The organism is Streptomyces ossamyceticus (assembly GCF_001418475.1).
GTDB classification, from domain to species: domain Bacteria; phylum Actinomycetota; class Actinomycetes; order Streptomycetales; family Streptomycetaceae; genus Streptomyces; species Streptomyces ossamyceticus.
Genome location: NZ_LIQX01000939.1, coordinates 1 through 1,215, shown reverse-complemented (window position 1 = coordinate 1,215; position 1,215 = coordinate 1). Strand labels below are relative to the sequence as shown.

The 1,215-nt window shown below is 71.9% G+C and carries 2 protein-coding genes and 1 pseudogene; 2 read left to right on the top strand and 1 reads right to left on the bottom strand.

All coding sequences use genetic code 11. The annotated features are described in order from the left end of the window. Positions 1 to 236 (top strand): annotated as a pseudogene (locus AOK15_RS40765) (polysaccharide deacetylase family protein); the annotation flags it as partial. An 82-nt stretch (positions 237 to 318) separates the two neighbouring features. Beyond that, the gene (locus AOK15_RS40760; protein WP_055524258.1) at positions 319 to 546 is read left to right on the top strand and encodes a hypothetical protein; all 228 of its coding nucleotides are present in this window, start codon (positions 319 to 321) and stop codon (positions 544 to 546) included. A 57-nt stretch (positions 547 to 603) separates the two neighbouring features. On the opposite strand, the gene AOK15_RS40755 is transcribed toward AOK15_RS40760, so the two are convergent. After that, positions 604 to 1,203 (bottom strand): YdcF family protein, encoded by a 600-nt coding sequence (locus AOK15_RS40755; protein WP_055524256.1) that lies wholly within the window; start codon positions 1,201 to 1,203, stop codon positions 604 to 606. Between the last annotated feature and the right edge of the window lie 12 nt (positions 1,204 to 1,215).

The following is a 1,215-nucleotide window of genomic DNA, read 5'->3' as shown; positions in this document are numbered from 1 at the left end:
CCACCGCCGGATCCGTCGCCGGCGGGGACACGACGGCGACGGATCCGGCGGTGGTCGCCCGGGACGTGCTGGAGCGCGTGCGGCCCGGGTCCGTCGTCGTCCTGCACTGTGTGAAGGGCGCCGCGCCCGTCACGGAGCGGGCGGTGCGGATGATCGTGCCCGCGCTGCGGGAGCGTGGCTTCCGGCTGGTGAAGGTGTCCGAACTGATCGGGGCGGCGGCCGCCACCACGTCGTGAGTCCCGCGCGCGGTGCGGCAACCGTGCGGGGTTGCCCGCCGTCTCCCTGGGGACTCCGCCTCCGGCGTTCTACGCTGGGCATATGAGCAACTACTGCGGCACCGAGACGACGACCACGGGTGCGGCTCCGGCCTCGGCCTCCGCGTCGGCCGCGGAGACGGCGGGGCAGGCTCCCGTCGCCGCCGGTCCGCCCTTCGCCGCCTGTGTCCTGTGCCAGGAACCGACCGAGTATCCCGAGTCCCACAAGGGGATCACCCTGTGCCCCGTGTGCGAGTGGCGCGAGGCCGAACGCACGGCTTGTTCGGGCTGAGGGCCGGATCATTTCTCGGCATCTCGGCATCTCGGCCGATGACGTGAGGGTGCCCGCCTACGGCGCGGTCTTCCGTTCGTCGGCCCGGAGAACGCGGAGCGTCCACAGCCCGTACAGGGCCAGCAGCGGTTTGACGACGATCCACTCACCGGGGCGGTAGTCGTCCGCGCGCACCAGCCGCTCCGCGAGATCGGGGCGCTGCCGCCGCAGGTACGCGCGGGCCTTGAGCGCGTGAGCCGGCTGGGAGGCGATCTTGATGTGGTCCACGTCTTCGAGCAGGGGGACGACGTTCGTGATGTTCTCCCACGTCGTCGTGGACCGGTCCTCCAGGAGCACCGTGCCGTCGTACCCGAGCACCGACTTCGCGTAGTCGGCCATCAGTTGGGCCTCCGTGGTGCCGGCGCCGGTCGGGCCGCCGCTGAGGATCAGGCGGGTCTCCCGCGCACCGTCAGCGGCGACGGAGCGGATTCCCGCGCGGACTCGCCATCGGTTGATCAGGTTCACGGTCGGCCGGGGATTGCGGTACCCGAGCACCACGACGGCCATCGAACCGCCCCCACTGTTCTTCACGAGAACCCGGGACCAGCGCCAGTTCACCCACTCGCCCCAGGCCAGGGCCGCGACCCCGGCCACCGCCAGTCCTGTCCTTCGCCGCATGCGGCGACTCTA

Bases quoted from the DNA above. Each gene is read 5' to 3' on its own strand.
- AOK15_RS40760 (WP_055524258.1), top strand. From the start codon at position 319: ATGAGCAACTACTGCGGCACCGAGACGACGACCACGGGTGCGGCTCCG.
- AOK15_RS40755 (WP_055524256.1), bottom strand. From the start codon at position 1,203: ATGCGGCGAAGGACAGGACTGGCGGTGGCCGGGGTCGCGGCCCTGGCC.